Origin of the sequence: Rhodopseudomonas sp. (genome assembly GCF_048594845.1) — a bacterium.
Lineage (GTDB): Bacteria > Pseudomonadota > Alphaproteobacteria > Rhizobiales > Xanthobacteraceae > Rhodopseudomonas.
Window position 1 is genome coordinate 1 of sequence record NZ_JBMDXE010000194.1, and the last position, 26,350, is coordinate 26,350.

20 protein-coding genes are annotated in these 26,350 nt (G+C 64.8%); 8 read left to right on the top strand and 12 right to left on the bottom strand.

All coding sequences use genetic code 11. The features are described from left to right. Positions 1 to 1,308: TRAP transporter large permease subunit (locus ACOJTD_RS12590; RefSeq protein ID WP_420133246.1), on the top strand; the 1,308-nt coding region annotated here is incomplete at its 5' end. Between the two features lie 339 nt (positions 1,309 to 1,647). Here ACOJTD_RS12590 and ACOJTD_RS12595 read toward each other — a convergent pair. Next, on the bottom strand, positions 1,648 to 2,736 hold the full coding sequence (locus ACOJTD_RS12595; RefSeq protein WP_420133247.1) for a TRAP transporter substrate-binding protein: 1,089 nt from the start codon (positions 2,734 to 2,736) through the stop codon (positions 1,648 to 1,650). A 213-nt stretch (positions 2,737 to 2,949) separates the two neighbouring features. Next, positions 2,950 to 4,071: an Mrp/NBP35 family ATP-binding protein gene (locus ACOJTD_RS12600; RefSeq protein ID WP_420133248.1), complete on the bottom strand. Its 1,122-nt coding sequence runs from the start codon at positions 4,069 to 4,071 to the stop codon at positions 2,950 to 2,952. A 297-nt stretch (positions 4,072 to 4,368) separates the two neighbouring features. Between ACOJTD_RS12600 and ACOJTD_RS12605 the strand changes: the two genes are divergently transcribed. The 4 genes from ACOJTD_RS12605 (at position 4,369) to ACOJTD_RS12620 (ending at position 7,794) form a co-directional block, all read left to right on the top strand. Further along, positions 4,369 to 5,238 carry an NAD(P)-dependent oxidoreductase gene (locus ACOJTD_RS12605; RefSeq protein ID WP_420133249.1) on the top strand — a complete coding sequence of 290 codons (870 nt, stop codon included), beginning with the start codon at positions 4,369 to 4,371 and terminating at the stop codon, positions 5,236 to 5,238. A 170-nt stretch (positions 5,239 to 5,408) separates the two neighbouring features. Beyond that, a complete protein-coding gene (locus tag ACOJTD_RS12610) occupies positions 5,409 to 7,001 on the top strand; it encodes a sensor histidine kinase (protein ID WP_420133250.1) in 1,593 nt (530 codons plus the stop codon). Positions 7,002 to 7,046: 45 nt separating this feature from the next. Continuing rightward, positions 7,047 to 7,253 (top strand): DUF1289 domain-containing protein, encoded by a 207-nt coding sequence (locus ACOJTD_RS12615; RefSeq protein WP_420133251.1) that lies wholly within the window; start codon positions 7,047 to 7,049, stop codon positions 7,251 to 7,253. 10 nt (positions 7,254 to 7,263) lie between these two features. Next, the gene (locus ACOJTD_RS12620; protein WP_420133252.1) at positions 7,264 to 7,794 is read left to right on the top strand and encodes a TIGR02281 family clan AA aspartic protease; all 531 of its coding nucleotides are present in this window, start codon (positions 7,264 to 7,266) and stop codon (positions 7,792 to 7,794) included. 6 nt (positions 7,795 to 7,800) lie between these two features. On the opposite strand, the gene dusA is transcribed toward ACOJTD_RS12620, so the two are convergent. The 4 genes from dusA to ACOJTD_RS12640 form a co-directional block, all read right to left on the bottom strand. Further along, positions 7,801 to 8,793, bottom strand: a complete 993-nt coding sequence (gene dusA / locus ACOJTD_RS12625; protein WP_420133253.1) for a tRNA dihydrouridine(20/20a) synthase DusA — start codon at positions 8,791 to 8,793, stop codon at positions 7,801 to 7,803. Positions 8,794 to 8,900: 107 nt separating this feature from the next. Continuing rightward, on the bottom strand, positions 8,901 to 11,984 hold the full coding sequence (locus ACOJTD_RS12630; protein ID WP_420133254.1) for an efflux RND transporter permease subunit: 3,084 nt from the start codon (positions 11,982 to 11,984) through the stop codon (positions 8,901 to 8,903). Positions 11,985 to 11,995: 11 nt separating this feature from the next. Next, positions 11,996 to 13,117, bottom strand: coding sequence for an efflux RND transporter periplasmic adaptor subunit (locus tag ACOJTD_RS12635; RefSeq protein WP_420133255.1), 1,122 nt, complete (start codon positions 13,115 to 13,117; stop codon positions 11,996 to 11,998). A 69-nt stretch (positions 13,118 to 13,186) separates the two neighbouring features. Continuing rightward, positions 13,187 to 14,716 carry an efflux transporter outer membrane subunit gene (locus tag ACOJTD_RS12640; protein ID WP_420133256.1) on the bottom strand — a complete coding sequence of 510 codons (1,530 nt, stop codon included), beginning with the start codon at positions 14,714 to 14,716 and terminating at the stop codon, positions 13,187 to 13,189. Positions 14,717 to 14,839: 123 nt separating this feature from the next. Between ACOJTD_RS12640 and ACOJTD_RS12645 the strand changes: the two genes are divergently transcribed. The 3 genes from ACOJTD_RS12645 (at position 14,840) to ACOJTD_RS12655 (ending at position 18,875) form a co-directional block, all read left to right on the top strand. After that, the gene (locus tag ACOJTD_RS12645) at positions 14,840 to 15,487 is read left to right on the top strand and encodes a TetR/AcrR family transcriptional regulator (RefSeq protein ID WP_420133257.1); all 648 of its coding nucleotides are present in this window, start codon (positions 14,840 to 14,842) and stop codon (positions 15,485 to 15,487) included. 280 nt (positions 15,488 to 15,767) lie between these two features. Continuing rightward, positions 15,768 to 17,756, top strand: a complete 1,989-nt coding sequence (locus tag ACOJTD_RS12650) for an adenylate/guanylate cyclase domain-containing protein (RefSeq protein ID WP_420133258.1) — start codon at positions 15,768 to 15,770, stop codon at positions 17,754 to 17,756. A 96-nt stretch (positions 17,757 to 17,852) separates the two neighbouring features. After that, the gene (locus ACOJTD_RS12655) at positions 17,853 to 18,875 is read left to right on the top strand and encodes an LLM class flavin-dependent oxidoreductase (RefSeq protein ID WP_420133259.1); all 1,023 of its coding nucleotides are present in this window, start codon (positions 17,853 to 17,855) and stop codon (positions 18,873 to 18,875) included. Positions 18,876 to 18,923: 48 nt separating this feature from the next. Here ACOJTD_RS12655 and ACOJTD_RS12660 read toward each other — a convergent pair whose 3' ends face one another. The 6 genes from ACOJTD_RS12660 to ACOJTD_RS12685 are packed head-to-tail and all read right to left on the bottom strand — an operon-like array spanning position 18,924 to position 26,281. After that, a complete protein-coding gene (locus ACOJTD_RS12660) occupies positions 18,924 to 19,559 on the bottom strand; it encodes a hypothetical protein (protein ID WP_420133260.1) in 636 nt (211 codons plus the stop codon). 15 nt (positions 19,560 to 19,574) lie between these two features. Next, positions 19,575 to 20,765, bottom strand: coding sequence for a patatin-like phospholipase family protein (locus tag ACOJTD_RS12665; RefSeq protein ID WP_420133261.1), 1,191 nt, complete (start codon positions 20,763 to 20,765; stop codon positions 19,575 to 19,577). Between the two features lie 26 nt (positions 20,766 to 20,791). Then, positions 20,792 to 21,067, bottom strand: coding sequence for a hypothetical protein (locus ACOJTD_RS12670; RefSeq protein ID WP_054161072.1), 276 nt, complete (start codon positions 21,065 to 21,067; stop codon positions 20,792 to 20,794). Next, positions 21,064 to 24,120 (bottom strand): efflux RND transporter permease subunit, encoded by a 3,057-nt coding sequence (locus ACOJTD_RS12675; protein ID WP_420133262.1) that lies wholly within the window; start codon positions 24,118 to 24,120, stop codon positions 21,064 to 21,066. Before ACOJTD_RS12675 ends, ACOJTD_RS12670 begins: the two co-directional genes overlap by 4 nt. Further along, positions 24,117 to 25,190, bottom strand: a complete 1,074-nt coding sequence (locus ACOJTD_RS12680; protein WP_420133263.1) for an efflux RND transporter periplasmic adaptor subunit — start codon at positions 25,188 to 25,190, stop codon at positions 24,117 to 24,119. The genes ACOJTD_RS12675 and ACOJTD_RS12680 overlap by 4 nt, the downstream gene beginning before the upstream one ends. Next, positions 25,187 to 26,281 carry an efflux RND transporter periplasmic adaptor subunit gene (locus ACOJTD_RS12685; protein WP_420133264.1) on the bottom strand — a complete coding sequence of 365 codons (1,095 nt, stop codon included), beginning with the start codon at positions 26,279 to 26,281 and terminating at the stop codon, positions 25,187 to 25,189. The genes ACOJTD_RS12680 and ACOJTD_RS12685 overlap by 4 nt, the downstream gene beginning before the upstream one ends. Between the last annotated feature and the right edge of the window lie 69 nt (positions 26,282 to 26,350).

Sequence of the window (26,350 nt, forward strand, 5' to 3'; positions counted from 1 at the left end):
TCGGTCGGCGACATGTACGAAGGCGCGTTCATTCCCGGCATCGTGCTGTCGCTGCTCTACGCCAGCTACATTTTCCTGGTGACGATCTTCGCCCCGCAGGCCGCCCCCGGTCTGCCGCTCGAAGCGCAGACGCTGCGCGAGCCCGAGACCGCCCGCCATCCGCTGATCCTGCCGCTGGCCGCGATCTCGGCGGCTGGCGCGGCCTATCTGTTCGCCGTGCATCTCGACCTGTTCGACTGGAGCATGGCGGCCTTCGCCAAGATCGGGCTGTCCAAGCTGGTGATGCAGGGCTTCTGGTTCGTCATCCTGCTGGCGGTGCTGTTCCGGCCGTTCATCGGGGTGATCCGGACCGTGACGATGTCGCTGTACGTCGTGGTCGCGCTGTCGACCGCCGTCGGCCTCGTGGCGATGAGCTTCACCGAGGTCAAAGGCGGCGCCGACTATGTCGTGCTGACGATGTCGGTGACGGTCGCGATGTCCTTCGTCATCGCGGTCCTCAACAAGCTGACGCGTCTCAACCTGCTCTCCAAGCTCGCCGAGCAGGTGGTGTTCGTGATGGTGCCGCCGCTCGGCCTGATCTTCCTGGTGCTCGGCACCATCTTCATCGGCGTCGCAACCCCGACCGAAGGCGGCGCGATGGGCGCGGCCGGCGCGGTGATCCTCGCGCTGATGAAGGGCCGGCTGACCTTCGACCTCACCCGGCAGGCGACCGAAGCAACCGCCAAGCTATCGGCCTTCGTGGTGATGATCCTGGTCGGCGCCCGTGTGTTCTCGCTGACCTTCTACGGCGTCGACGGCCATCGCTGGGTCGAAGAGCTGCTGGTGTCGCTGCCCGGTGGCCAGCTCGGCTTCCTGATCTTCGTCAACGCCTTCGTGTTCGTGCTGGCGTTCTTCCTCGACTTCTTCGAGCTCGCCTTCATCGTCATCCCGCTGCTCGGGCCGGCGGCTGAGAAGCTCGGCATCGACCTGATCTGGTTCGGCGTCATGCTCGGCGTCAACATGCAGACCTCGTTCATGCATCCGCCGTTCGGCTTCGCGCTGTTCTATCTGCGATCGGGAGCGCCGAAGGAATCCTATATCGACCGGGTCAGCGGCAAGCGGATGGAGCCGGTCACCACCGGGCAGATCTATTGGGGATCGGTGCCGTTCGTGATCATCCAGCTGATCATGGTCGGCCTCGTGATCACCTTCCCGGCCATGGTGATGCACTACAAGGGCGCGGCCAGCACGGTTGATCCGTCGAAGGTGCAGATCGATCTGCCCCAAATGGACGCCCCGCCGCTCGACTTTGGGCCGCCGAAGTTCTGAGGCTCGCGTCCCAGTCTCGCCTCGCCGTCATTGCGAGGAGCACCGGATCGGCGCTCCGCGCCGTCCGAGTACAGGCTCCGCGACTAAGCAATCCACCGCGGTGCACGGCGCCTCTGTATTGCTTCGATTCGCTCGCAATGACGAGTTGAGAGGCCACGCAATTATCAGCTCGTCATGCCCGGCCTTGTGCCGGGCATCCACGCCTTGCTGGCGGTGACGTAGCAAAGGCGTGGATGGCCGGGACAAGCCCGGCCATGACGGGATGAACTGCTGTTTGAAGACAACAAAAAGCCCGGCCTCCTCGCGGAGGCCGGGCTGATTGTTGGTAGCAACGCTTGATCAGCCGCGGGTGCGCGAGCGGATCATGAAGCTGTCGTAGGGGTATTCGGCGACCTGCCACCACAGATACTGGTCGGAGCGATAGGCCTGCATCGCTTCGATCGCCTTCTTGAAGTCCGGGTTCTTCGCCGAGATTTCGCCCCACAGCTCGTTGGTGGCCTTGAGGCAGGCGTCGAGGATTTCGTTCGAGAACGGACGCAGCTGCGTGCCGCTCGCCACCAGCCGCTTCAGCGCGGTCGGGTTCTGCATGTCGTAGCGCGCCGCCATCCAGGTGTTGGTCGCTTCCGCCGCGTTGGCGAGGATCGACTGGTAGCTCTTCGGCAGCGCGTTGAACTTGTCGAGGTTGGCGAAGGCGTGCACGGTCGGACCGCCTTCCCAGAAGCCCGGATAGTAGTAGTACTTCGCGACCTTCTGGAAGCCGAGCTTCTCGTCGTCATACGGGCCGACCCACTCGGCGGCGTCGATGGTGCCCTTTTCCAGCGCCGGGTAGATGTCGCCGCCGGCGATCTGCTGCGGCACCACGCCGACCTTCTGCAGCACCTGGCCGGCAATGCCGCCGATGCGCATCTTCAGGCCGCTCATGTCGGCGACAGTCTTGATCTCCTTGCGGAACCAGCCGCCCATCTGGGTGCCGGTGTTGCCGCTCGGGAAGCCGATCACGCCGTGCTTCTTGTAGAACTCGTTGGCGAGCTCGTTGCCGCCGCCCTGATACAGCCAGGAATTCTGCTGACGGGCGTTGAGGCCGAACGGGACCGAGGCGAACACCGCGAAGGTCGGATCCTTGCCGACGTAGTAGTAAGACACGGTGTGGCACATCTCGACCGTGCCGTTCGAGGTGGCGTCGAGCGCCTGCAGGCCCGGGACGACTTCGCCCGCGGCGAACACCTGGATCTGAAACTTATTGTCGGTCATCTCGGCGACCTGCTTGGAGAGATACTCCGCGCCGCCATAGATGGTGTCGAGCGACTTCGGGAAGCTCGAGGTCAACCGCCACTTCACTTCGGGCGACGACTGCGCGACCGCCGGCGAAGCCACCGCCGCGACCGCGGCGCCGGTTGCTGATACTTTCAGAAAGTCACGACGCTTCATAAGGCATCTCCTTGGTTGCCGGCGTTTCCCGGATTCCCGGCTTGCGTTGACGGATAGGAACGATCCGCGCGTAGCCGATTGGTGGTGCGTCTCTATCATGAATGGTTTGCGTCGGAAACGCCGGTGCAGGCCGGATATCCGAGATTCAACCAAAGTCGAAGACAGCGCCTGGCACGGCCCCTGCGCGCGTTTTCGGCAGCGCCCTGCCCTGCGTCAGATTGCAGCGGCCGCCTTCAACCGATCCCGCACTTTGCCGGCGATGGTCCGATAGATCGCCGCGTGCGGGCCATTCGGCTCGCTCTCGACCACCGGCTTGCCGGCGTCGGAGCTGGCGCGAATCTCCATGTGCAGCGGGACCTCGCCGAGGAACGGCACGCCGAGCCGCTCGGCCTCGTGCAACGCGCCGCCGTGGCCGAAAATGTCCGACCGCGTACCGCAGCTCGGGCACATGAAGTAGCTCATGTTCTCGATGATGCCGAGCACCGGCACATCGACCTTGGTGAACATCGCCAGACCGCGCCGCGCGTCGATCAGTGCGAGGTCCTGTGGCGTCGAAACGATCACCGCCCCTTTCAGCGGCACATTCTGCGCCAGCGTGAGCTGCGCATCGCCGGTGCCGGGCGGCATGTCGACCACCAGCACGTCGAGCTGGCCCCAATCGACATCGCGCAGCATCTGGGTGATCGCCGACATCACCATCGGGCCGCGCCAGATCATCGGCGCTTCCTCGTCGACCAGGAAGCCGATCGACATCACCGACAGGCCGAAGCGCTTGATCGGGATCATCTTGCGGCTGTCGTCGAGCTCCGGCATCTGCTGGATGCCGGTGAGGCGCGGCACCGACGGGCCATAGATATCCGCATCGAGCAAACCGACGCGCAGACCCTGGTCACGCAGCCCCAGCGCGAGATTGAGCGCGGTGGTCGACTTGCCGACGCCGCCTTTGCCGGACGCCACGGCGATCACCGCGCGAACGCCCGGAATCTCGGCCTGCTTGGACATCGGCGACTGCGCACCGCCAGTCGGCGCCGGACGATGCGCGGAGGCCGGCGCAACGCCGCCACGAGGCTGCGGCGCGGCAGCGCCGGGCTTGCGTTCGGCCGTCAGCGCCACCAGCACGCTGGCGACGCCGGGAACCGACTTTGCAGCGGCTTCAGCGGCGGCCCGCACGCTTTCCCAGGCGCGCGCCTCGGCGGCGTCGACATTGATCGAGAAGTACACCTTGCCGTCGGTGACGGCGATCTCGGAGAGCGCGCCCGTTTGCGTCAAGGGCACGCCGCGGGGCGTCGCCACTTTGGCCAGGCTATCGCGAATCTGTTGCTGGGTGACGCTCAATGCAAATCTCCTCCGCCGTCGGCCTTCAACGATCACATGGCACCGCGCGGTTCAAGGCCGGAATTCGGCTCGCCCCATTTCGGCCGCGCGATCGCCTCGCTTCGAAATGCGCCTCCGCTATTGCAGTGCGAAGCAACGTAGCACGGCGGCCTTTCGCGGCGACAATTCGGCCGCTGCCTCTTGCCGGCCCTGCCTCGCGGCCTATGCTGCAGCCCCTGCCGCCGGCCTGCATCGGGCCGCGCCCGCCCCCTCACTTATTCATCCGGCCGCTCAAGCCGCGCAACGAAGGGTACAGACATGGCCAAAGTCGCTTTCCTCGGTCTCGGCGTGATGGGTTTTCCGATGGCCGGACATCTCGTCAAGAAGGGAGGCCACGAGGTCACCGTCTATAACCGCACCGCCGCCAAGGCGAAGAGCTGGGCCGATCAGTTCGGCGGCAAGACCGCCGCGACGCCGGCCGAGGCCGCGAAAGGCCAGGACTTCGTGATGGCCTGCGTCGGCAACGACAACGACCTGCGTTCGGTGACGCTCGGCCCGGACGGCGCCTTCGCGGCGATGAAATCGGGCGCGCTGTTCGTCGATCACACCACCGCCTCCGCCGAGGTCGCGCGCGAACTCGATGCCGCCGCCACCAAGGCTGGCTTCGGCTTCATCGATGCGCCGGTGTCGGGCGGCCAGGCCGGCGCCGAGAACGGCGTGCTGACGGTGATGTGCGGCGGCAGCGCCGAGGACTACGCCAAGGCCGAGCCGGTGATCGCGTCCTACGCACGGATGTGCAAGCTGCTCGGGCCTGCGGGCTCGGGCCAGCTCACCAAGATGGTCAACCAGATCTGCATCGCCGGTCTGGTGCAGGGCCTGTCGGAAGGCATCCACTTCGCCAAGAAGGCCGGCCTCGACGTCAATCAGGTGATCGACACCATCTCCAAGGGCGCGGCGCAGTCCTGGCAGATGGAAAATCGCCACAAGACCATGAACGACGGCAAATACGATTTCGGCTTCGCTGTCGAATGGATGCGCAAGGACCTGTCGATCTGCCTCGCCGAGTCCCGCCGCAACGGCGCCAGCCTGCCGGTGACTGCGCTGGTCGATGCCTTCTATGCCGAGGTCGAAAAACTCGGCGGACGCCGCTGGGACACGTCCAGCCTTTTGGCGCGGCTGGAACGCTGACGCACAGGCCACACGGCACCGACGATCGCGGTGTTCACACTTTGGTAACCGCGATCGTTAGCGCCTCGTTAACCGGAATATCTTTCCCTCTAAGGCTACTCTTAAGGATTTCACGCCAGATATAGGCTGATGTAACTGCGCGCGTTTTTTGCGCTGGAATCGTGTTGGTGATGAGTGAGTCCGCCGAAAAGCCTGAAGTTTTCCAGCTTCCGGCTGAGGACCCGGTGGTCGCCCCGGCTCGCAACCGGCGCGCTGCCGCTCAGCGCGTACGCGAGGCGCGCGACCGGCTGACTTCAACCAGCGGCACGCGTCCCGCCTTCGATCACGAACTGATCCGCCAATACGCCCAGACACGGCTGTCGGCCTCCTTCGTCATCATGCTGCTGGTGATCGTCACCGGCGCGCTGTTCGGCTTCTGGATCGACCCGATCACCGCGGCGGTCTGGACGGTCGCGATGCTGTGCATCCATGCCGTCGTGATCAGCGGCTGTAAGCGCTTCATGCACGAACCGGTATCGCCGCAGACCACACGGTCCTGGCACCGCCGCTTCGTGATCCTCGATCTGTTCTACGGGCTCGGCTGGACGTCCATCCTGGTCCATCCGCTCGGGCTGACCACGGTCTCCAACACGCTGCTGATGTTCCTGATGCTGCTGGTCGTGGCCGTCTCCAGCATGCTGGCGGCCAGCCTGCCGATCGCGGCGCTGGCGGCGACCATCCCGGTGACCTGCGCGATCGCGCTCAATTTCGCGCTCGGCGCCACCCTCGACGGCTACGTGCTGGCAGCACTGACCGTCGCCGCGGAAGCGTGCTTCGCCCTGCTGTCGCATCGGCTGCATTCGACCACGCTGGCGACGCTGGAAGCGCGCGCCGAAAAGGACGCGCTGATCGGCGAACTCGAGCAGTCCAAGGCGATCTCCGACGAAGCGCGCCACCGCGCCGAAGCCGCCAACGTGGCGAAGTCGCGTTTCCTCGCGCAGATGAGCCACGAGCTGCGCACGCCGCTCAACGCCATCCTCGGCTTCTCCGAGGTGATGAAGAGCGAGATCTTCGGCGGGCACGCCGTGCCGGTGTACAAGGATTACTCCGGCGACATTCACAATTCCGGCGTCCACCTGCTCAACCTGATCAACGAGATCCTCGATCTGTCGCGGATCGAGGCCGGCCGCTACGAACTCAACGAGGAAGCGATTTCGCTGGTGCACGTGGTGAGTGACTGCCACCATTTGCTCAAGCTGCGCGCCAGCAGCCGCGGCATCACCATCCACGAAGTGTTCGAACAGGACATGCCGCGGCTGTGGGGCGACGAGCGCGCGGTGCGTCAGGTGGTGCTGAACCTGCTGTCGAACTCGATCAAGTTCACGCCGCAGGGCGGCGAGATCTGGCTGAAGGTCGGCTGGACCGCGTCGGGCGGCCAGTATCTCAGCGTCAAGGACACCGGCTCGGGAATTCCGGAAGAGGAAATTCCGATCGTGCTGGCCTCCTTCGGCCAGGGCTCCAATTCGATCAAGTCGGCCGAACAGGGTGCCGGCCTCGGCCTGCCGATCGCCAAGAGCCTCGTCGACATGCACGGCGGCACCTTCACGCTGAAGTCGAAGCTGCGGATCGGCACCGAAGTGATCGTCACCTTCCCGCCGGAACGCGTGATGTCGGCGCTGGCGCCGATGGCCGACGAAGCGCCGCTGCAGCCCAGCCTCGTCGAGACCGACGAGCGCAAGCGGGCGCGCGGCAAGCCGATCATGAATGCCGGCACCGGTTTATAGCGATGGGGCCTTGCGGAAACCGTCCAATGTCCGTCACCATCAGGTATGAGCATCGAAACGCCTTGCATCGCGGTCTGCCTGATCGATCCGCAAACCAGTCTGTGCTTCGGCTGCGGCCGCACCATGCCGGAAATCGCCCGCTGGCATCGGATCGACCGCGACGAGCGGCTCGCCATCATGGCGGTGCTGCCGCAGCGCATGTCCGAAGCCGGGCTCGAACCTCCCAAACCGCGCGCGGCCCGCGCACGCTGACAGGTGCCCCGTGAGCCGGCTGCTGCTCGTCCTGGTCGTGCTGCTGGGCACCGCCGGCGCGGTGGTGGCCTATGGCGATCCGAAGCGGATCTCCGATGCCGGCGACGCGGTCTCCACGATGCTGCGCAAGCGCGTTGCGGCCGCGACGGCGGCAGCGGCGCACGACCGCGTGGTGCGGATTCCCCGTGGCACCGGCGGTGAGTTCGCCGTGCGCGCGAAAGTGAACGGCGTCAGCGCGCCGATGGTGATCGACACCGGCGCGACCTCCGTGGTGCTCACCTACGAGACCGCAAAGGCGGCCGGGCTGCCGCTGGAAATCCTGGACTACAACGTCGATCTCGACACCGTCGGCGGTCGCACCCGGGCCGCGCGGCTGTCTCTCGACAGCATCGCGATCGGCAAGCTGGTGGAACGCTCGGTGCCGGCGCTGGTGGTGCCGCGCGGCCAGATGAAGACCAACCTGCTCGGCATGAGCTTCCTCGACAGGCTGGAAAGCTGGGAGGTGCGCGCCGATCAGCTCCGGCTGCACGGCTATCCGTAGCAGCGGTCAGGCGGCCTCGGCCGGCGCCCTCTCCGTGACCGCGACCATCGCTTTCAGCAGCACGCCGGCATCTGCCTCCGGCCGGACGCCGAACTCCGACAGATAGCGCCGGAACGCGCGCGCGCCGGGCACGCCTTGATACGAGCCGATGAGGTGCCGGGTGATCGCGTGCAGCCGCAGGCCCTGCGCGAGCTGGCGCTCGATATACGGGATCAGCGCTTCGAGCGCGTCCTTCATGGTTGCATAAGGCTTGGCTTCGCCGAACAGCTCCGGATCGACCTCGAGCAGCCGCCACGGCTCCTGATAGGCGGTGCGGCCGAGCATCACGCCGTCGACATGGGCGAGATGCTGCTTCGCCTCGGCGATGCTCTTGATGCCGCCGTTGATGATGATCGACACGTTCGGCATCGCCTGCTTCAGCCGATAGACGCGATCATAATCGAGCGGCGGGATATCGCGGTTCTCTTTCGGCGACAGGCCGTTCAGCCACGCCTTGCGGGCGTGCACGATCAGCGCATCGGCGCCGGCGGCGACCACCGCGCGGGCGAGCGCGTCGAGCGCCCCCTCGGAGTCCTGATCGTCGATGCCGATCCGGCACTTCACCGTCACCGGCACTTTCACCGCGGCCTTCATCGCCGCCACGCCCTCGGCGACGAGCTGCGGCTCCGCCATCAGGCAGGCGCCGAACCGGCCCTCCTTCACCCGATCGGACGGGCAGCCGACGTTGATGTTGATCTCGTCATAGCCGAAGTCTTCGCCGATCCTGGCGCTGGTCGCGAGGTCGCGCGGATCGGAGCCTCCGAGCTGCAGCGCGACCGCATGCTCCGACGGATCGAAGCCGAGCAGCCGCTGGCGGTCGCCGTGGATCACCGCGCCGGTCGTCACCATCTCGGTGTAGAGCCGCGCCCGCTTCGTCAGCAGCCGATGGAACACGCGGCAATGCGTGTCACTCCACTCCATCATCGGTGCGGTGCAGAATCTAAATGCCTGGCTGATCACACGTTTTCCGGCCGGTTCGGTTTGATCCCATCTCGTCCGGCTGTCTTACGCCATCTTGTGGCGTTTTTGTATCTCCGCGGCAGCAGCGCGCGGCCAGCCGGCCCAGATCAGGCCGGATGCGCCGCAGACGCCGGTGCGCCCTCCCCAATCTCTGCCTCATGCGTCTTGGCCATCAGGACGTAGGCCGCGGGCACGACGTAGAGCGTGAACAGGGTTCCAATCGCCAGTCCGGTCCCGATCACCAGCCCGAGATTGTAGCGCGCGGACGCGCCGGCGCCCGAGGCGATGATCAGCGGAATCACGCCGAGCACCATCGCGGCGGTGGTCATCAGGATCGGCCGCAGCCGCAGCGTCGCGGCCGCGACGATGGCATCGCGCTTGGACTTGCCGGCGATCTGCTCCTCGTTGGCCACTTCCAGCATCAGGATGCCGTGCTTGCTGATCAGTCCCATCAGTGTCGTCAGGCCGACCTGGGTGTAGATGTTGATGCTCGCTCCGCCGATCCCGAGGCTGATGAAGATCAGCGCGCCGGCAAGCGACATCGGCACCGAGAGCAGGATCACGACGGGATCGCGGAAGCTGTTGAACAGCGCTGCCAGCGACAGGAAGATCACGATCAGCGCGAACGCGAAGGTGGTGACGAAGCCACCGCTCTCCTGCACGTATTGCCGAGATGCGCCGCCGAAATCGATCGTGTAGCCGGCCGGCAGCGTCCGCTTGGCGAGGTCCCGCAGCGCCGTGATCGCATCGCCGGTGGTCACGCCCGGCGCGACCACGCCGGCGATCGTCGCGGCATTGACCTGCTGGAAGTGATTGAGCGATTCCGGAACGGTCTTCTTCTGGATGCGTGCGACCGTGGACAGCGGCACCATCGTGTTGTCGGATGCGCGGATGTAATAGTCGAGCACCTGGTCGGTGTTGAGCCGCGCCTCCTGCTTCACCTGCGGGATCACCTTGTAGGAGCGCCCGTCGAGGCTGAAGTAGTTGACATAGCCGCCGCCGAGCAGGCTCGACAGTGCGGCGCCGACGTCGCTCATCTTGAGGCCGAGCAGAGAGGTCTTCTCGCGATCGATGACGACCGACGCGCGCGGCTGGTCGATCTTCAGATCGTTGTTGAGAAAGATGAACAGGCCCGTGTTCAGCGCATCCTGCATGAACTTGTCGGCCACGCCGTTGAGCTTGTCGAAGCCGTCGGAGGTGCCGATCACGATCTGCATCGGCAGACCGTTCGATCCCGGCAGCGGCGACTGCTGAAACGCCACGATCTTCTGGCCGGCGATCTCGTTCAGCTCCTGCTGGATCATCGGCTGCAGCGTCTTTGTGGTCGCTCGCCGCTGATCCCACGGCTTGAGCACCCAGCCGGCGATGCTGGTGCTCTGCGCCTCGACCTGGAACACCGCCTCCGTTTCGGGATGCTTCTTGAACGTTTCGTAGGCCTGCTGGGTATAGAGTAGCTTCTGCTGCAGCGTCGCATCCGGCGCGGAGACGCTCTGCGCCAGGATGATGCCCTGATCCTCCTCGGGCGCGAGCTCGCTTTGCGACGATGTGTAGAGCCAATACACGCTGCTGAGCACCAGAACGGCGAACACCGCAATCACCGGAAGAAAATTGAGCGCGCCGGTGAGCGAGCGGGAATACGCAGCGGTGACCCGTCCCATCACCCGGTCGACGGCGAGCACCATGCGGGATTCGAGATCGCCGCCGGCGTGATCCACCGGCTTCAGCATATTGGCCGACATCATCGGCGTCAGCGTCAGCGCGACGATGGCCGAGATCGTGACCGCACCGACCAGCGTGAAGGCGAACTCGGTGAACAGCGCGCCGGTGAGACCGCCCTGAAAGCCGATCGGCACATAGACCGCGATCAGCACGACGGTCATCGCGATGATCGGATTGGCGAGCTGCCGCGCGGCGGCGAACGCCGCCTGACGCGCGGTCATCCCCTCTTCCATGTGATGGTTGACGCTCTCCACGACGATGATCGCGTCGTCGACGACAAGTCCGATGGCGAGCACGAGCGCCAGCAGCGTCAGCAGATTGATGCTGAAGCCGAACACCAGCATCATCAGAAAGGTACCGATCAGCGACAACGGAATCGCGATCACCGGAATCAGCACCGAGCGCCACGAGCCGAGGAACGCGAACACGACCAGAGTCACGATCACGAGCGCTTCCACCAGCGTGTGGATCACCTCGTCGATCGAGCTGTTGACGAATTCGGAGCTGTCGTAGATCACCCCCATCGTCAGCCCGTTGGGCAATTGCTGCTCGAGGGCGGGCAGCGACGCGCGCACGCCCTTGATGACGTCGAGCAGGTTGGCGGTGGGTGCAATCTGGATGCCGATATAGACCGACTGCCTGCCGTTGAACATCGTGGCGGATTCGTAATCGTCCGCGCCGAGCGTGACATTGGCGACGTCCTGCAGGCGAACGATCGCGCCGTTGGCCTGCTTGACGATCAGCTTCTTGAATTCGTCCACACTATGCAGGCTGGTCGACGCGGTCAGGTTGACCTGCACCATCTGGCCCTTGGTGTTGCCGAGGCTGGCGATGTAGTCGTTGTTGGTGAGCGCGGTGGCGACTTCGCTGGCCGTCACCCCATAGGCCGCCAGCCGGATCGGATCGAGCCAGGCCCGCATCGCGAAGGTTTTGCTGCCGAGCAGTTCGGCCGTCTGCACGCCTTCCACCGCCTGCAGCTTCGGCTGCACGACGCGCAGCAGATAGTCCGTGATCTGGTTGCTGTCGATGACGTCGCTGCGGAAGCCGATATACATCGAGTCGATCGTCTGCCCGATCTTCACGGTCAAGACCGGCTGCTGGGTGCCGGACGGCAGCTGGTTGAGCACCGAATTGACCTTGGTGTTGATCTCGGTGAGGGCCTTGCCGGTGTCGTAGTTGAGCCGCAGATTGATCGAGATTGTGCTGGTGCCGGTGGTGCTGGTGGACGTCATGTAGTCGATGCCGTTGGCCTGGGCGACGGCGTTTTCCAGCGGCTGCGTGATGAATCCGGCGACAACGTCGGGATCGGCGCCCGGATAAGACGTCGTCACCGTGACGATGGCGTTCTGCGTGCGCGGATATTGCAGGATCGGCATCCCGCTCATCGCGCGCAAGCCAAGCACCAAAATCATCAGGCTGACCACGATGGCCAGCACCGGCCGGCGGATGAAGATGTCGGTGAAGGACGACATGGGAACTCCGCTCAGCGATCGACGATGGTTGGATGGGCGTCGTCGGTCGGGACGACGGCGTTGTTGATCTTCACCTGCGAGCCGTTGTGCAGCTTCATCTGGCCGGCGATCACCACCTGATCGCCCGCCTGTACGCCGGAGGTAACCGCGATCTGATCGCCGCGGGTTTCGCCGGTTTTGACGAACACCTGCTTCACCGCCATTCCGGTGCTCGAGCCGTCCTTCTTCTCGACCAGAAAGACGACGTCGCCATAGGGATTTTCGGTGATGGCGGTCTGCGGCAGCGTCACCAGGCTGCTCGGAGCGCCGATCAGGATCTCCACGGTCGCGAACATGCCGGGCACCAGCCGGTGGTCGGCATTGGAAAATTCAGCGCGCACCTGAACGTTGCGGGACGTACTATCGACCTTCGGATTGATCGCAGTGATCTTGCCCTCGAACGCACTGTCCGGATAGGTGTCCACGCGCGCCTTTACGCCCTGCCCCGACTGCACATTCGCGAGCGCCTGCTGCGGCAGATAGAAATCGACGAACACCGGATCGAGCGACTGCAGCGTAACCACCGTCGTGCCGGCGCCGAGATACTGGCCGAGATCCACCGAGCGGATGCCGAGCCGGCCCGAGAACGGCGCCGTGAGGATCTTCTTGTTGACCACCGCCTGCTGCTGGACGACCTGCGCGACTGCTTTCTTCAGGTTGGCGGCGTCGCTGTCGATCGTGGCCTGGCTGACGGCGTGGATCTTGATCTGCTCCTGATCGCGCTTGAGCACGATGCCGTTGAGACCGGCCGTCGCCTTGAGCGCGTCGAGGTTGGCGATATCGTCGTCCGCGCGCAGCCGCATCAGCACCTGACCTTCGCGGACGTCGTCGCCCGACTTGAAGTTCAGCTCCGTCACGGTGCCCGAGGTCTCCAGCGCCAGATCGGCGCCCTTCTCCGCGCGTACGCTGCCGACCGCCTTGATGGTCGTCTGCCACGGCGTCACCGCGGCCTGCGCCGTGGCGACGGTCTGCGGCGGATCGCGCAGCGAGGCGAGCGCCTGCCTGATCATGCTCGCCTTGAACGTCTGAAAGCCGTACAGGGCGCCGAATACGAGGCCGACGGCGGCCAGCATGATGATCATGCGTTTCTTCATGCGTATCTCTCCTGTCCGCCGGGAAGCGGCGGGTCGCCGAGCGCCCGCGCCTCGTCACGGACGATCCGATTAGTGGTCCTGAAACAAACCCGCTTGCGTGCGGGGAAACGCCTGCGCGGTCTGGTCCATGCGATTCCACCAACCGCCGCCGAGCGCCTGATACAGAGCCGCCGTATCGCTGAAGCGCGCCGCCTGCGCCTTCACGCGAGCGATCACGGCCTGCTGATAGTTCTGCTGGGCTGTGAGCACCGACGGATAGGTGACGGCGCCCGACAGATATTGCGACCGCGAGATCTTCAGATTGTCCTGGGCGGCTCGCTCATAAGCGAGCTGCGCCTTCAGGGTCTTCGCGTCCGCCTGAATCGCCCGCAGCGAGTCCGCCACGTTCTGAAACGCGGTGATCACCGTGCTCTTGTAGCTGGCGTAAGCCTGCTCGCGCAGCGCGATGGCCGCCTCCTTGTCGTGGAACAGCGTGCCGCCGTCGAACACGGTCTGCGCCACACTGGCCGCCGCGCTCCACGCGGCCGAGCTCGGCGAGAACAGTTTGTCCGGCGTCAGGCTCGAGCCGCCATAGCTGCCGGTGAGCTTCACCTGCGGCAGCATGTTGGCGATGTCGACGCCGACGGTGGCGGTCGCCTTGTGCAAGCTCGCCTCGGCGGACGCGATGTCGGGACGCTGGCGCACCAGCGCGGACGGCACGCTCACCGGCAGGTTGCGCGGCAGCGTCAGGCTGGCGAGACTGACGTGCTCGCCACGATCCTGGCTGGGCAGCCGGCCCAGATAGGCCATCAGCTGGTTGCGCTGTTGCGCGAGTTGCTTTTCCAGAGGCGGCAGCGTCGACTGCGTCTGCGCCAGCGTCGACTGCTGCGACAGCACGTCCGACCGCGCCACCGCGCCGAGATCGAACTGACGCTGCACCAGCGTCAGTTGCTCCTGCTCGGACTTGATGATGTCGTTGGTCGCCTCGATCTGCGCGCGGAGCGACGCGTCGTTGATCGCCGCCGTCACGACATTCGCGGTGAGACTGAGATAGCTCGCTTCGATCTGGAAGCGCTGATAGTCCGCCTGCGCCTGCAACGCCTCGATCTGGCGCCGCGTGCCGCCCCAGACATCCAGAGCGTAGCTGACGCTGACATTGGCGTTATAGAGATTGAACAGGCTGCCCGAGCCGGTCTGGCCGAGCGAGGCCGGCGACACCAGCTCCCGTGTGACGCTGCTGCTCGCCGAGACCTGCGGAAACAGCGCTCCCTGTTCGGCCAGCACATTCTCGCGGGCTGCCCGCAGTGCCGCCTGCGCTCCCGCGATGTCCGGGTGGTTCTGGATCGCCTCGGCGACGAAGTCGTTGATCTGGCGGTTGCGGAAGATCGACCACCAATCGCCGGGCAGATCGCGCCCTGACCGAAATGCCTGCGCCTCGCCGGCATGGGTCTCCGCCGAGGTCGTGGCCGACGGCTTGCCTTCCCGCACATAGCCGGCGACCGAGGGGGCTTCCAGCGGAACGAAGTCCGGCCCGACCATGCATCCGGGCAACAGCAGCAAAGTGGCCGTACTCGCGGCCCTCCCCGCCCACAACCGGAACGCGCTAGCGTAATGCGTCATTAGAATCATGGCGGCCAAGGCTTTTTCAAACTAAACCGTTCAGTTCAATTTACGGGTAAGCGCCGCCCGCCGAGGAGTCAATATGAACCATACCGTTCAGTTCAATTTGATCGTGGACCAGCGATGACCGTCGTTGTCTCTTATGGCTCCAACCGGGTCCGCCATCTCCGCCGCAAGGGCCAGCAGATCCTCGAGGCGGCCCGGACCGTGTTTCTGGAGGCTGGATTCGATACGTCTTCGATGGATGCCATCGCCCGGCAGGCAGGCGTGTCGAAAGCTACGCTGTACGCGCATTTCGAGAACAAAGAGGACCTGTTCGAGGCCCTGATCCGGTTCGAGTGCCAGACGATCGGCGCCAATTTCTATCGTCCGGACCCGCTCGCGGAGGCCTGGGCGGACGAGTTGGAGAAGCTGGCGACGAACCTGCGAAAGCTCTTCAGCGAGAACGATGTGCCAGCCGTGTATCGGATCATCGTGCCGGTCGCGTCGCGCTTTCCGCGACTGGCGCAGATATTCTTTGAGGAAGGACCGGGGGCCGCGATCCGCGACACGATGGCGTACCTGGAAACGCTCTGCGAAGCTGGCCACCTGCAGATCCCGGATCTGGAGATCGCAGCCGAACAGTTCATCTTCCTGGTCAGCGGCGATCTGGAGTTGCGTGGCGCCCTGTCCTTGCCGCGAAGGCCCGCGGAGAAAGGCCGAGAGCTGACCCGCAGCAGCATCGCCATGTTCATTCAGTACTATTCGAAGCCTGCCCCTTCGGCCCTCTGAAGACACCGCGTCTTCGCGCAAGCGGATTCGGTTTGCGCGAGAGCAAGGCGATCCAAATGCCGACCGCAGGCGATTTGATTTGGGTTCGCAGCTGCGTGTTCGAGCTTGGCGTGCGCGGCTCTCGAGCATGGATAGAGCATGCGGGGCACGATTTGTTGACAGCGTGATCCGCGCCCGACGATAGTTCCCTCGTCGCGGCACGAGCCTTTGCGTCTTGCCTTCCAGGCTGTTTGCGACTCTCCGCAGCGTAACCACACGCGCGGCAAGAACAGGTCGTTCGATGAAATTTACCACACGTCTGGTCCTTCTCGTCACCGTTCTGACCGTCAGCGCGACGCTGGTCACCGCGGCGCTGCTGACATGGACGACCCGGCGCGCGATCATCACCGAGGCGGAAGCTTCGGGCGAAAAGGTTGCGCGACTGCTTGCCCGTAGCGCCAGCCTCGCGAGCTCGATCCCCACCGAGGTGGAATCGATCCTCGCTCAGGAAATGGTGGCGCAGGCGACGATCCTCGGACATTTCGTCGAAGCGGCCGAACGCTCGAACATGCCGGTCGATGAGATCAATCGCCGGCTGAAGAGCATCACCGACGGCACGACGCTCGACGAGATCTGGATCACCGACGACAAGGGCCATGCGTATCTGCACAGCATGCCCGACGTCGACTTCACCTTCAGCAACTCGCCGCAGATGCAGCCGCAGGCTTATGCCTTCCACGACCTGCTGACCGGCAAGCAGACGGTGGTCAATCAGGAAGCCCGCAAACGCGACATTGACAACGAGCATTTCAAGTATGTCGGCGTCGGTGGCATCGACAAGCCACGGATCATTCAGGTCGGGCGCAGCGCGAAGTTCCTCGAGCAGCTCACCATGAAGGTCGGGCTGCCTCGCACCGTCGAGAATCTGCTGGCCGATGGCGACATCAATGCGGTGTGGGTGTTCGACCGCAAGCTCGACGCTTTGGTCGGTCCCGGCATCTACGGCGCCGACCTGCGTGACGGACCGAACCAGAAGGAGCTCGGTCCCGTCCGCCTGGTGATCGCCGACGGGCAGACGCGGCACGTGGAAAGCCGCGATAACCTCAGCGTGATCGCGCCGGTGCGCAACGACCAGAAGGAGATCGTCGGCGCCGCGCTGGTCCGCCTGCCAATGAGCCGGGTGTGGGCCACGGTGCAGAGTCAGGCCGAGATTGCCGCGGTCACCGCATCGGCGATCGCCGTGCTCGGCATCCTGCTGTCGATCGGCGTCGCGCGCTATCAGTCCGCCCCGCTGCGCCAGATAACCCGCGCCGCAACGGCGCTGGAGGCGCACCGGTTCGATCCCGGCATGCTGTCGCAGGTGTCTGGACGACGCGACGAACTCGGGCAATTGGCGCGGGTGTTCACCGGCATGGCCGGCCAGGTCGCCGCCCGCGAAGAGTATCTCGACTCGATGGTGAAGCAGCGCACCGAGGAGCTCGAGACGCGCAACCGCAGCCTGGAGGGACTATCCGCGGCGCTGTCGAAGTATCTGTCGCCGCAGGTCTATTCATCGATTTTCAGCGGCCACCAGGTCGCCGAGATCGCGTCGAAGCGCAAGAAGCTCACGGTTTTCCTGTCCGACATCGTCAACTTCACAGCGACCGCGGACAGTCTCGAATCCGAAGATCTCACCGCGATGCTCAACCGTTATCTCGCCGAGATGGCGCAGATCGCCCTCAAGCACGGTGCCACAATCGACAAGTACGTCGGCGATGCCGTGCTGGCGTTTTTCGGCGATCCGGAAAGCCGCGGCGTCAAGGAGGATGCCGTCGCCTGCGTGAGGATGGCCGTCGAGATGCAGCAAAAGCTGGCCCAGCTCGAAATGGAGTGGATGGATTCCGGCGCGGAGCGTCCGTTTCAGGTTCGCATCGGTATCAACACCGGCTACTGCACCGTCGGCAATTTCGGCAGCCCGGATCGGATGGACTACACCATCATCGGCAGCGCGGTGAATTTGACGTCCCGACTCGAGCAGAATTGCGAACCTGGCTCGATCCTGATCTCCCACGTCACCTGGTCGCTGGTGAACGATGTCGTCGATGCCGAAGAGCGGCCGGCGCTAACGGTGAAGGGATTCGGCGAGCCGGTGCGCGCCTATGCGGTGAGCGGCCTGAAGACCACAACGCCTGCCGAAGTCATCCGCAAGGAGCTGCCCGGAATGCGGCTGTTCATCGACACGGCGGCTGCCGATCGCGGCGAGGTCCGCGAGACGCTCAGCAAAGTCGTTGCCGATCTCGACAACAGCTGAGTCCCGACGCTGCAACGGCCTGCATTGCAGGCATGACTTCCCACCGGCGCGAAATCACCTATCTAGGGGCCAGAACCATACGGGGCTCCTTACTCCATGAAGAAGATCGGCTTTCTCTCGTTCGGCCACTGGTCGCCGTCGCCGCAGTCCGGGACGCGTTCGGCCGCGGACGCGCTGCTGCAATCGATCGAGTTGGCGCAGGCCGCCGAACAGCTCGGTGCCGATGGCGCTTACGTCCGCGTGCATCATTTCGCGCGGCAACTCGCCTCGCCGTTTCCGCTGCTCGCTGCGATCGGCGCCAAGACAAGCCGCATCGAGATCGGCACCGCGGTGATCGACATGCGCTATGAGAACCCGCTCTACATGGCGGAGGACGCCGGCGCCGCCGACCTGATCGCCGGCGGCCGCTTGCAGCTCGGCATCAGCCGCGGCTCGCCCGAGCAGGTGATCGATGGATGGCGTTACTTCGGTTATCAGCCGGCCGAGGGCCAGAACGACGCCGACATGGGCCGGCGACACGCCGAAGTGCTGCTTGACGTGCTGCGCGGCGAAGGCTTCGCCCAGCCGAACCCGCGGCCGATGTTTCCCAACCCGCCCGGCATGCTGCGGCTTGAACCGCATTCCGAAGGGTTGCGGGATCGCATCTGGTGGGGCGCGGGCTCCAACGCCACAGCCGTGTGGGCCGCCAAGCTCGGCATGAACCTGCAAAGCTCGACCCTGAAGAACGATGAGACCGGTGAGCCGTTTCACGTGCAGCAGGCGGCGCAGATCCGCGCCTATCGGGCGGCATGGCAGGAGGCCGGCCATACGCGGACGCCGCGTGTCTCGGTCAGTCGCAGCATCTTCGCGCTGGTCGACGATCGCGACCGCGCCTATTTCGGCCGCGAGAGCGGCCAGCAGGATCAGGTCGGCTATCTGGACGAGCAGACGCGAGCGATCTTCGGCCGTTCCTACGCGGCCGAGCCTGACAAGCTGATCGAGCAACTCAAACAGGACGAGGCCATCGCGGAAGCCGATACGCTGCTGCTGACGGTGCCGAACCAGCTCGGCGTCGACTACAACGCCCACGTGATCGAGGCGCTGCTCACCCACGTTGCCCCGGCGCTCGGCTGGCGCTGAGCCCGCCGGGACGATTCTCTATCTGACGACGAACTCCGGCGAGCCTGCCTAACGCGGGCTTCGCTGCCGGTCGCGCGAGCGCTCCCGCGCGGGGCGCTTGTCGGGCTCGACCTGGATTTCCTTCAGCGCGCCGTTCGACACGACATCCACGACGATCACCAGTTTGCCCTCGGTGATGTGAAGACCTGCGCTGACGGCGCGGCCGGCGCCGTATTTCTCGGCAATCCCGATAGCCTCGATGAGCGGCATGCGCGAGCGCTCGAACGCCTCGACGTTGCGTCTGTCGTCGCCCTGCAGGTCGGTCGTCGGCATCACCGGCATCGAGCTGACGATCTGGCGCGTCTTCACGTCGACCACCGTGTCCCAGACCTTGCCGTCCTTGAGAGATTTGAGCTCGAAAAACGGCGCCCCGCCCTGATCATTCAGCGCAACGTCGTACACGCGTGCGCCGCCGAGCTGGCGCTCCACCATCGCGACGAGATCGGCCCCCGAAGGGATACTTCCGACCACCATTTCCGGTTCGGGCTCGCCGGCCGCCGCGGGCGGAGGCTCGATCGCCTCCGACTCGCGTGCGGCTTGCGCGCCCGGCATCGCCTGCCCCATCAGACACAGTACCAATACAGATTGGGCCAGAAGGCTCCGTGCAGACATCGCCGCCTCGTTCATCGTCGACGCGGCAATCACGGCCGTGTCGCGCTGTTAGTTAGCTCCGGCCACCCGCCGCACCGCACTCGCTTCGGGCATCGGCTCCACGGCCGGCGCATCCGCCGGCGGCGCTTTCGTCCATGCGTGGCCGGACAGCGCTTTATCGTAGCCGTACTGGAACAGGTCGCGCATATAGGCGGTGTTGAAGCCCGCGGGCGACAGCGGGCGATCGGCCTCAATGTAGCTGAGGTTGAAGCCGAACTTGTTACGCCGGGCGAAATCATAGGTGGTGAACAGGATCGAGCGCGTCTGCGTCTTGAGCAGCGTGGACGACGAGCGCCCGGCGATCTCGAGCGTCCGGTCCGGAACCACCTGAAATTCCGGTTCGATCTTGTTGTTGATCAGGATGTAGAGCTGCAGATCGAGCGACTTGCCCGACGCATTGCGTAGCAGATAGGCCTCCGGCAGCGTCAGGACCGGCGCCATCACGCCGCCGTCGACATGCATCTCCTGAAACCGCACGCCGCCGGCTTCGGCATTGATCAGCATCGGCGGAAACACCGCCGGCAGGCTCGCCGACGCAGCAACGACGTCGCGGAACAGGTTGAGGGATTCCGGCGTCCGCAGCGCTGCGATGCGGCCGAGGTCCCAGATCACCGAGCGCTGCGAATCAAGGTTGGTCGTCACCACGAACAGCATCCGCCCCTTGGCGTATTCGGCCGCGACGGAGGCGACGAAATCCTCACTGATGTATTGCGCGACCAGCTCACGCAGCCGCTTGTTGCCGAACAGGCCCGAACCGAAAATCGCGTTCAGCGGGTTCGGCGAGTCGAGCAGCGTCTCGGCGATGCCGCTGGTGTAGAACTCGCGCAACGTCGGATCGTATTGCGGTCCAACGAATGCGAATGGCGCGATCAGTGCGCCCGTGCTGACTCCCGAGACAATCGAAAACGACGGGCGCGTGCCGGCCGCGGTCCAGCCATTGAGCAGCCCCGCTCCGTAGGCGCCGTCGGCGCCGCCACCGGACAACGCCAGATAGTTGCGCGGGCCGGCGATCAACTTGGTCTGGACGAAGGCAGAAGCCGGCTCGTCGGAATAACGCCGCAGATCGTTCATGTTGAGAACGCGCGCCGCATTCGCTTCGGCAGCCGTGTACGGCACGCGCGGCGCCGACGCGCACGCGGCCAGCATCCAACTCAACGCGATGACAAGCGAAACGACAAGCGGCCGGGACATGCGACGCATGGTGCTTCCAAAGAGTTGACAACCAATTAGGGATTCGAGGCGTCGCAGTGTCGGTCGGCGGTCGTATCCACAGAATGATGCGGCTGGCTCGAACGTGGAACCCGCTCGAGATAGTCCTGATGGATCGCCTGGATGGTCTTGCGATCGTCGAACTTCACACGCCAGCTGCTCGGCGATCCCTGCCCGACGATCAATCCTTCACGGTCGCCGTATTTCGGATGACGCGAACGGCCGAGCGGACTCATCCGAACGCGAGCCCCCCGGCACAGCGGCGAGGAGGAAGCATGATCTGTCATCTTCATGAAAGGGCGCCTTCTTCCGGCATCTTGATACGAAACCACGCGACGTAGAGCGCGGGGAGAAACAGGAGCGTAAGGACCGTACCGACGATGATGCCCCCCATCATCGCGTAGGCCATCGGCCCCCAGAACACTTCACGAGCGATCGGGATCAGCGCGAGACTGGCTGCTGCCGCGGTCAGCAGGATCGGCCGCATGCGGTGCTCCGTCGCCTCGGCCACCGCTTCCCAGGGCGGTTTCCCCTCGCTGCGCAGCTGTTCGATCTGCACGATCAGGATCACCGAGTTGCGGATCAGAATGCCGATCAGCGCCAGCACGCCCAGGATCGCCACGAAGCCGAGCGGTGCGCCGCTCGGCAGCAGCGCGGCGACGACGCCGATCAACGCCAGCGGCGCCACCGCGAACACCAGGAACAGCCGGTGGAAGCTCTGGAGCTGAACCATCAGGATGGTCGCCATCACAAACAGCATGATCGGCACGACGGCGGCGATCGGCGCCTGCGATTTGGCGCTCTCCTCGACGGTACCACCGACGACCGCCGAATAACCGAACGGCAGTTTCGCGTTGAACTCGGCGACCTTCGGCTTCAACTGATCGACCACCGTCGCCGGCTGAACGCCGCCAACGATACCGGCCTTGAGGGTGATCGTCGGCAGCCGCGAGCGTCGCCAGATCGTCGGCTGCTCCAGCTCGTAACGGAACGTCGCCACGGCCGCGAGCGGCACAGACTGTCCGCTGCTGCCCGACAGTTGCAGGTTGCGCAGCGTCTCGATCGAACCACGTTCCGCCGCGTTGGCGCGGCCCAGCACGTTGACGAGATAGATGTCATCGCGGACCTGGGTCACCGAGGTGCCGTCGAGGATGCCGTTCAGTGTCGAGGCGATATCCTCGGAAGTGATGCCGAGCTGCCGCGCCTTGTCCTGCAGGACATTCACCTTGACGACCCGCGCCGGCTCCATCCAGTCGTACACCACGTCGCCGAGATGCTGATTGGTCGCCATGATGCCGGCGAGCTGCCGAGACAGTTCGCGCACCTTGCCGATGTCCGGCCCGCTGACGCGATACTGGATCGGCCGGCCGACTGGCGGACCGATGTCCAGCAGCTTCACCAACGCATCGGTGCCGGGGAACGTCTTCTTCAGGTACGCCTGCAACTCGGGCTGCAACCGATCGCGATCGACGAGGCTCTTGGTCACGATCACCATCTGACCGAACGACCGGTCCGCCGGCTGCACGTCGAACGACAGCACGAAGCGGGGGGCGCCCTGTCCCACATAGGTCGACCAGTGATCGATGCCGTCCTTGCCCTGGAGGGCTTCGCGCTCGAACTGCGCCATCTGTGCGCTGGTTTCGGCGATCGAGCTGTTCTGGGGCAGGTTCCAGTCGACGATCAGTTCGTTGCGATCGGACGACGGAAAGAACTGCTGCTGCACGAAGCCCATTCCGACGATCGACAGCGCAAACGCCGCCACGGTGACGCCGATGGTCAGCCATCGCCAGCGCATGCAGAACATGAGCGTGCGGCTGAACGCGCTGGAGAACCATCCCTTGGTCTCGTGATGGCCCTTCATCTTTTTCGGCAGGATGGTGACGCCGAGCAGCGGCGTGAACAGCACCGCCACGATCCACGACGTAATCAGCGACACCGCGATAACCACGAACAGCGTGAAGGTGAACTCACCCGCGGCGCTGCTGTTGAGGCCGATCGGAATGAAGCCCGCCACGGTCACCAGCGTGCCGGTGAGCATCGGAAACGCCGTCGACGTGTAGACGTAGGTCGCGGCCTTCTCCAGCGAGTCGCCTATTTCCAGCCGGGCCACCATCATCTCGACCGCGATCATGGCGTCGTCGACCAGCAAACCGAGCGCGATGATTAGCGCGCCGAGCGAAATCCGCTGCAGCGAGATGTCGGAATACTGCATCACCAGGAAGGTGATCGCGAGCACCAGGGGAATCGAAATCGCCACCACCAGGCCCGCCCGCATGCCGAGGCTGATGAAGCTGATCGCCAGCACGATCGCGACCGCCTCGAACAGCGCGCGGGTGAAACCCGAGACCGCCTCGTCGACGATCTGCGGCTGGTCGGACACCAGATGCACCTCGGCGCCGACCGGAAGATCGGCCGAGATGTGCTTCATCTTTTCTTTGAGCGCCTCGCCGAACTCCAGCAGATTGGCGCCGGCCTTCATTCCGATCGCCAGCCCGATCGCCGGCTCGCCCTTGAACCTGAACAGCGACGTCGGCGGATCCACGTAGCCGCGGTGGATAGTGGCGATGTCGGTCAACGGGAAGAAGCGGTCGTTGACGCGCAGGTTGATCGCCTTGAGGCTTTCTTCCGAGGTGAACTGTCCACTGACCCGGACGGCGACCCGCTCCGGACCGGCCTGCAGCACGCCGGACGGCGTGATGGCATTCTGGGCCTGCAGCGACGAGATGATCGAGCGCTGATCGAGGCCGAGCGCGGCCACCTTCCGCGGCGAGAACTCCAGATAGATGACTTCGTCCTGCGCGCCGACGATATCGACGCGGCCGACATTCGGCACTTGCAACACCTTGGCGCGAACATCCTCGACCTGGTCACGGAGCTGGCGCTGGGTAAGGCCGTCGCTGGTGAAGGCATAGATGTTGCCGAACACGTCGCCGAAGCGATCATTGAACGCGGGCCCGACCACGCCTTGCGGGAAGTCGCCCTTGATGTCGTTGATCATGTTGCGGACGCGTACCCAGGTCGGAACGACATCCCGCGCCTTGGTGTTGTCACGCAGATAGACGAACACCGTGGTCTCGCCGGCCGTGGTGATGCTCTTGGTGTAGTCGAGCGACTCCAGCTCTTCGAGCTTCTTCTCGATCCGGTCGGTGACTTGGCGCGTGGTTTCTTCGGCGGAGGCGCCCGGCCATTTGGCCTGGATCACCATCGTCTTGATCGTGAACGCCGGATCTTCTTCGCGGCCGAGTTCGAGATACGAGAACAAGCCGGCCGCCATGAAGGCGATCATGAAGTACCACACCATCGAACGATGATGCAGGGCCCAGTCGGAGAGGTTGAACTTCTTCACGCTTGCGGTTCCCCTTCGAGGCGGACCCGCTGGCCCTCCTTGAGTTGATGTACCCCCGCTCTGGCCACGCGCTCGCCGGCCTTGATCCCGTCCGTCACCTCGACGGAATCGTCGCCATCACGCACGATCTGCACCTTGCGCTTCTGGACCGATTTGGTGGCCGGATCGATCACCCAGACACTCGACTGTCCGTTCTCGGTCAGGATCGCAGTCGCCGGGAGGAGATAGCCGCGCCGCGGCTTGCCCGGAATCAGCGTGGTGATAGTCGAACCGAGGCGGAATGTGTCGGGTGGCGATACCAGCGTGATACGAACGCGGCGCGTGCGGGTGACGGGATCGGCCTGCGGTGCAACTTCACGCACTTTTCCTTCGGTCTGGATCTGCTGATCGAGCTGCAGCCGCACCGTCAGCGGCGTGCCGATCTTGAGCATGCCGGCGAGCTCCTCGGCGACGTCGATCACCGCCTCGCGGATATCGGGCCTCGCCACCGTCACGACGGTCTGGCCAGGATTGACGATCTGCCCGACCTGGACGCTCACTGCCGTGACTACGCCGGCATACTCAGCCTCCAGCTTGGTGTAGCTGAGCTGCTCGCGGGCCTTGGTCAGGTTCGATTGCGCGCGCGTCACCGCGGCCTGCGCAGCCGCACTGCTCTGCTCTGCTGAATCCAGCGTCGCCTTGGTGGTGGCACCGGATTCGATCAGCGTGCGCTGGCGATCGGCCGTATTGCTCGCATTGGCGAACTGGCCCTGCGCCGTCGACAGCTCGGCTAACGCCGACCGCACCGCCAGTTCGGCGGCGAACGGATCGACGGCGGCCAGCAACTGCCCCTTCTCGACCATGTCACCAATGTTCACGGGGCGGGCGATCAGCCGGCCCAGCATCCGAAATCCGTAGTCGGTCCTGAATTGCGGTTCGACGGTGCCGACCACGGCCAGGCTGCTCGCCTCCAGCGGGGCAATCACCATTGAGAGCACCGGCCGGATCGGCTCCGGCTGCTCGGCCTTCTTGCCGCAGCCTGCGACCAGCACGCAGGCGAATGCGACGCTGATAATCCGAAGCGCCGTCATGCGTTCAACCCATCGTACGTGACGACCTGAGCGGGGCGCAGCAGCTTGCCGCCCTCCGTCACGAGGCGATCGCCGGGCGCAAGACCGCTCGTAACCACTACGGAGTTGGTCTCATACGTCTGAACAACGACGCTTCTTAAAGACACGGCGTGACTCTGAGGATCCACTACCCACACAGCAGGGCCCTTGGCGTCCGACGTCAGCGCGCTCCAGGGCACGACGATGCGTTGCACCGGCTTGCTGCGCCCTTCCGCCACAACGACGCTGCCGAGCGTCATCGCTGCGGGCGGATCGGCAATCGACAGCTTGACGCGGACGGCGCCACTTTTCGGATCGACCGTCGGGGAGATCTCGCGCGGAGTCGCCATCGCGGTGACGGACGGATCGGACAGCAGCGTCAGCTTCGCGGCGCGGCCTTCCCACGGCGTCAGAAAGATCGACTCATAGACGTCGACGACGGCATCGCGCGCACCGTCTTCCGCCAGCGTGTAAGCCGACTGCGCTGCCTGGGCGACCTGCCCGACTTCGATATTGCGCGCCGTAATGATGCCCGAGGCGCTGGCGCGCAGGTCGGTGTAGCTCAATGCGTCGGTGGAGTTGCCAAGCTGCGCCTTGGCAGTTTCCAGCGACCCCTCCGCAGTGCGTAGCGCCTCCTGCGCCTGGTCATACGCCACGCGCGTTGTGAAGCCCTTGTCGATGAGCGATTTCTGACGCTCGAAGTTAGCCGTCGCAACGCGCAGCTGCGCCTCGGCGGCGGCGACCGCAGCCTGGGATCCGGCGAGGTCCGCCTGCTGTTCAGTCGGATCGATCCGCGCCAGCACGTCTCCGGCATTCACATGCGCGCCGACATCGACCAGCCGCTCGGTGACCCGGCCGCTGACCCGGAACGACAATTCCGTGCTCACCCGCGCCTGGACGTCGCCGGTGAGACGAATCACCGTCTGCCACGGCTGCAACCGCGCGACCTCGGTCTTGACCAATGTAAGCTGCCGGGCCGGCTGGGATTTTTCGCCGCCGCACCCCGCCAAAGACAACACCACCGGGACCAGCAGGATGATCCGGAACGAAGAGAGCATGACCAATCGGCCCATTCATCAACTCGGTACACCGTGAGTATTATTGACTGACTCGAAAGTCAATAATAAGGTTCTTCTGACTGG